This is a genomic window from Streptomyces sp. NPDC046215, assembly GCF_040646215.1.
GTDB lineage: Bacteria > Actinomycetota > Actinomycetes > Streptomycetales > Streptomycetaceae > Streptomyces > Streptomyces stramineus.
In genome coordinates this window covers 1-4960 of record NZ_JBEYZW010000167.1, presented here as the reverse complement: position 1 = coordinate 4960, position 4960 = coordinate 1, and the positions used below count along the sequence as shown (strand labels likewise).

Sequence of the window (4960 nt, the reverse complement as noted above, 5' to 3'; positions counted from 1 at the left end):
GGGGGGGGGGCGGGTGGGGGGCTGTGTTTGCCGCGGGGGGGGGCGCGCCCGGGGGGGGCGCCTCAACAACTGCGGGGTGGGGTTTTTGGGGCTGAGCTCAGCCGAATCAGCCCGTCCGGACACGCGTACGGCGCGACAACAGGGGGAGCCATGGAGCCAGGGGAGCCGGCCGGCGCCGCTATCCGCACGCGCGGCCTCACCAAGCGCTGGGGAGGCCGCCTCGCCGTCGACCGGCTCGATCTCGTCGTGCCCCGCGGCAGCGTCTTCGGCTTCCTCGGCCCCAACGGCTCCGGCAAGACCACCACCATCCGGATGCTCATGGGCCTGGTCGAACCGACCTCGGGCACCGCCGAGCTGCTGGGCCGCCCGATGCCGCGCGCCGCCCGCCGGGTGCTGCCCGCGGTGGGCGCCCTGATCGAGGGCCCCGCCCTCTACGGCTTTCTCTCCGGCCGCGACAACCTCGTGCGCTTCGACGCCGCCGACCCCGCCGCCGACCCCCGGACCAGGGCCGCCCGGGTCGAGGCGGCCCTCGACCGGGTGGGCCTCGTCGCCGCGGCCGGCAAGAAGGCCCGCGCCTACTCCCTGGGCATGAAACAGCGCCTGGGCCTGGCCGCGGCCCTGCTCCGGCCCCGCGAGCTGCTCGTCCTGGACGAGCCGACCAACGGCCTCGACCCCCAGGGCATGCGCGAGATCCGCGCCCTGGTGCGGGAGCTCGCCGGTGACGGCACCACCGTCTTCCTCTCCTCCCACCTCTTGGACGAGATCGAGCAGGTCTGCACCCATGTGGCGGTCATGGCCCGGGGCCGGCTGCTCACCCAGGGCACCGTCACCGAGCTGGCCGCCACCGCCCACGGCCGGCTGGCCGTCACCACCCCCGACACCGCGGACGCCGTGCGCGTCCTCAAGGAGCACGGCGTGACCGACCTCGTGGTCGCCGACGACCGCGTCACCGGCGAACTCCCCGTCACCAAGGCCCCCCGCGACCTCGCCGACCTCAACGCCGCACTGGTGGGGGCCGGGGTGCGCGTCAGGGCCTTCGGCGCCGAACGCGCCTCCCTGGAGGATGCGTTCGTGGCCCTCACCGGGGAGGGCTTCGATGTCGCGGGCTGAGACGGCGGTGCGGCCCCCGAGCCCCCTGTGGCAGCTGTCGCTCTTCCGCAGCGAGGTGGGCACCGTCTTCCGGCGGTGGCGGACCCTCGCCCTGCTCGGGGTGCTCGCGGCCGTACCCGTCCTCGTCGGCATCGCCGTCAAGGTCGAGACGGACGGCGGCGGCACGGCCGGGGACGGTGGCGGAGGCCCGGCCTTCCTCAGCCAGATCACCAACAACGGGCTCTTCCTCGTCTTCACCTCGCTCGCCGCGACCCTCCCGTTCTTCCTGCCGATGGCCGTCGGGGTCGTCGCGGGCGACTCCGTCGCCGGCGAGGCGGGCTCGGGGACGCTGCGCTATCTGCTCGTCGCCCCGGCCGGCCGCACCCGGCTGCTGTGCGCGAAGTTCGTCTCGACGCTGGTCTTCTGCTGCGCCGCGACCCTCGTCGTGGCCGTCTCGGCGCTGACCGTCGGGGCGCTGCTCTTCCCGCTCGGGGAGGTCACCCTGATCAGCGGCACGACCGTGTCCTTCGGCGAGGGGCTGCTGCGCGCGCTGGCCGTCGCGGGGGTGGTGGCGGCCTCGCTGGTGGGCGTCGCGGCGCTGGGCCTGTTCGTCTCCACCCTCACCGGCAGCGGCATCGCGGCGATGGCCACCACGGTGGGCCTGCTGATCACGGTCCAGATCGCCGACCAGTTCCCGCAGCTCCACGCCGTGCAGCCGTACCTGTTCCCGCACTACTGGATGAGCTTCTCGGACCTCTTGCGCCAGCCCGTCTACTGGGACGAGGTGCTGGACAACCTCGGCGTCCAGGCGCTGTACGCGGCCGTCTTCGGCTCGGCCGCGTGGGCGCGCTTCACCGCGAAGGACATCACCGCCTGAACGGGTGCGGGCCCGGGAGGCCGATGAGGTCTCCCGGGCCCGCTGCGGGGTTGTGCCCGTGGTGGTCCCAGGTGCCCAGGAGGCTCAGAAGGTGAGCTTCCAGCTGTCGAGGTAGCCGGAGTCCTGGGCGGCGATGTCCTGGACGCGCAGCTTCCACGTCCCGTTCGCCGTCTCGGCGGAGGCGTCGACGGTGTACGTGTCGATGACGTTGTCCGCCGAGTCGCTGCCGCTGGAGCTCTTCAGCCGGTACGCCTTGCCGCTCGGCCCGACGAGGTCGACGACCACGTCACCGCGCCAGGTGTGCTTGATGTCAACACCGGCCTTGAGCGCCGCGGGAGCCTTGCCGGCGATGCCGGTGACGGCGACCGGGGACTCGACGGCCGCGCCGCCGTCCGGGATCGCCACGTCCGCCGCGTTCTCGAACGTCGTGCCGGGCGTGGTGGGGGTGCCCGCGCTCAGCGTCCACACGGCGTGGGCGACGGCGTCGGAGTTGGTGTCCAGCGCCTTGTCGTTGATGTTCGACGTGGAGTCGCAGGAGGAGTGGTAGCAGCGGTCGAACGCCTGGCCGGCGGTGCCGCCCCACTTCTGTGCCTGGGCGGCGGACTTCCGGGTCTCCGCGCCGCTGAACAGCCCGCCGACCGGGATGCCCGCGCTCTTGAAGGGCGCGTGGTCGGAACGGCCGTCGCCCTCGGTCTCGATCTCGGTGGAGATGCTCCGGGCGGCGTAGAAGTCCTTGAAGACGCCCTCGATCTTCTTGTCGTCGTCGTAGACGAAGTACCCGGCGTTGGGCGAGGCGAGCATGTCGAAGTTCAGGTACCCGTCGATCTTCGACCGCTCCGCGGCGGGCAGGTTGTTGACGTAGTACCGCGAGCCGACCATGCCCAGCTCTTCCGCGCCCCACCAGGCGAACCGCAGGTGCTTGGTGGGCTTGTAGCCCTCGCGGGCCACGGTGAGGGCGGTCTCCAGGATGCTCGCCGAGCCGGAGCCGTTGTCGTTGATGCCCGCGCCCGAGGACACCGAGTCGAGGTGGGCACCGGCGAAGAGGACGTGACCGGCGTCGCCGCCGGGCCAGTCGGCGATCAGGTTGTAGCCGGTGGCGCCGCTGGAGGTGAACTGCTGCACGGTCGTGGTGAAACCGGCGGCGTCCAGCTTGGCCTTCACGAAGTCGATGGACGCCTTGTAGCCGCTGCGGCCGTGCGCGCGGTTGCCGCCGTTGGCGGCGGCTATCGACTGCAGCGAGGTCAGGTGGGCCTTGACGTTCGCGAGGGATATGTCGGGCGCGGCGGCCTTGGCGGGGGCCTTGGCGGTGGTGGGGGCCGCCTGGGCCGCGCCGGAGGCGCCGAGCAGGGTCGCGGTGAGGGCCGCGCCGGTGGCCAGGAGGGCCACGGCGCGTGATCTTCGGGGGAGGGTGGGTCCGTTTCGTTCAAGCATGGGGGGTGCTCCCAACTCCATTTGACGTGGCCATGATGTTGGGGGCGGCTTGAAGGTGCGTCAAGGGCGGATTTCGGACACGGGACACCGGTTTCCGGATATCGGGCGCCCTCTTATCGGCCCTGAGCTGTGGCTTCTGGTGTTCCAGGGGCAATTGTGACGTCTGGGTTAAGAGTTGCGACGTCGCCGGTCGTGTCGGGCATATCCGCCCGCTCCTGCTCGGCAGCCTTGGCCCGGGCGGCCCGCAACTCCGTCCGGGAGATCCGCGCCGTCCGCAGCGCGTCCCAGGTCAGCAGCGCCAGCGCCAGCCACACCAGCACGAAGCCCGCCCACCGCTCGGCCGGCATCGGCTCGTGGAAGACCGTCAGCCCGAGGGCGAACTGGAAGACGGGCGCCAGGTACTGGAGCATCCCGAGCACCGACAGCGGCAGCCGCACGGCCGCCACGCCGAAGCACAGGAGCGGCACGGTGGACAGCAGACCGGTGGCCGCCAGCAGCAGGGCGTGCCCGGCGCCCGCGGACACGAAGGTGCTCTCGCCGCGCGCGCCCAGGAACAGCAGGAAGCCGAGCGCCGGCAGGAACTGCACGGCCGCCTCGGCGGCCAGCGACTCCAGCCCGCCCAGCCCGACCTTCTTCTTCACCAGGCTGTACGTGCTGAACGACGCCGCCAGCGCCAGCGCGAGCCACGGCGGCTTGCCGTACGCGACGGCCATGACGACGACCGCCAGCACACCGATCCCGACCGCCGTCCACTGAAGAACGCGCAGCCGCTCGCGCAGCACGAGGACGCCGAAGGCGATGATGGCCAGGGGGTTGATGAAGTACCCCATGGACGTCTCGACGACGTGCCCGGAGTTCACGCCCCAGATGTAGACCCCCCAGTTCAGGGAGATGAAGAGCGCGCCGAGCGCGACCATCCCGAGCCGTTTGGGCTCCCGGAGCAGCGGGCGTATCCACCCCCAGCGGCGGGTGACGGCCAGCGCGAGCGCGACCACGGCGAAGGACCACACCATGCGGTGCGCGAGGATCTCGACCGCGCCGCTCGGCTCCAGCAGCGGCCAGTACAGGGGGAAGAGCCCCCAGACGGAATAGGCGACAAAGCTGCACAGCAGCCCGGTCCTGGTCTCGTTCCGGGCCGGGGGCGACGGCTTCATGGGTCCCTCCCAGGGACAGCGCAGCGACAACCTTGCGAAGGTAGCGCCGCGCGGGGCCCGGTGTCATGCCCGTATCAGATAACGGTCATGACAGAACCTCAGGCTGGGGGTGCAGCTCATCTCGGGGCTGTAGGGCCCGGAAAACACCCCGGCCGGGCACCCCGAGGGGTACCCGGCCGGGACGGCCACTCCGCAGGAGTCAGCCGACGACGGTCCAGGTGTCGCCGCCGGTCAGCAGCGCGGCGAGGTCGCCCTTGCCGTGTTGTTCGGTGGCGGTTTCGAGCTGGTCGGTCATCTGGGTGTCGTAGACGGGCCGGTCGGTGCTGCGGAAGACGCCGATGGGGGTGTGGTGGAGGGTGTCGGGGTCGGCGAGGCGGGAGAGGGCGAAGGCGGTGGTGGGGGAGGCGGC

General features: G+C 72.0%; 4 protein-coding genes and 1 pseudogene. 2 read left to right on the top strand and 3 right to left on the bottom strand.

What is annotated here, in order from left to right:
- The first annotated feature begins 150 nt into the window (after positions 1–150).
- Positions 151–1110 (top strand): ABC transporter ATP-binding protein, encoded by a 960-nt coding sequence (locus ABZ951_RS33480; RefSeq protein ID WP_344087401.1) that lies wholly within the window; start codon positions 151–153, stop codon positions 1108–1110.
- A complete protein-coding gene (locus ABZ951_RS33475) occupies positions 1097–1966 on the top strand; it encodes an ABC transporter permease (protein WP_344087404.1) in 870 nt (289 codons plus the stop codon). The genes ABZ951_RS33480 and ABZ951_RS33475 overlap by 14 nt, the downstream gene beginning before the upstream one ends.
- 84 nt (positions 1967–2050) lie before the next feature.
- Here the strand turns inward: ABZ951_RS33475 and ABZ951_RS33470 are convergent, their stop codons facing one another.
- The 3 genes and pseudogenes from ABZ951_RS33470 to ABZ951_RS33460 all read right to left on the bottom strand — a co-directional run.
- Positions 2051–3397 (bottom strand): M28 family metallopeptidase, encoded by a 1347-nt coding sequence (locus tag ABZ951_RS33470; RefSeq protein ID WP_344087407.1) that lies wholly within the window; start codon positions 3395–3397, stop codon positions 2051–2053.
- Between the two features lie 113 nt (positions 3398–3510).
- Positions 3511–4551 carry an EamA family transporter RarD gene (gene rarD / locus ABZ951_RS33465; RefSeq protein WP_344087410.1) on the bottom strand — a complete coding sequence of 347 codons (1041 nt, stop codon included), beginning with the start codon at positions 4549–4551 and terminating at the stop codon, positions 3511–3513.
- Between the two features lie 199 nt (positions 4552–4750).
- Positions 4751–4960, bottom strand: a pseudogene (locus ABZ951_RS33460) (2-oxoacid:ferredoxin oxidoreductase subunit beta); the annotation flags it as partial.

Excerpts from the sequence above, each read along its gene's own strand:
- ABZ951_RS33480 (WP_344087401.1), top strand. The coding sequence starts at position 151 with ATGGAGCCAGGGGAGCCGGCCGGCGCCGCTATCCGCACGCGCGGCCTC.
- ABZ951_RS33475 (WP_344087404.1), top strand. The coding sequence starts at position 1,097 with ATGTCGCGGGCTGAGACGGCGGTGCGGCCCCCGAGCCCCCTGTGGCAG.
- ABZ951_RS33470 (WP_344087407.1), bottom strand. The coding sequence starts at position 3,397 with ATGCTTGAACGAAACGGACCCACCCTCCCCCGAAGATCACGCGCCGTG.
- rarD (WP_344087410.1), bottom strand. The coding sequence starts at position 4,551 with ATGAAGCCGTCGCCCCCGGCCCGGAACGAGACCAGGACCGGGCTGCTG.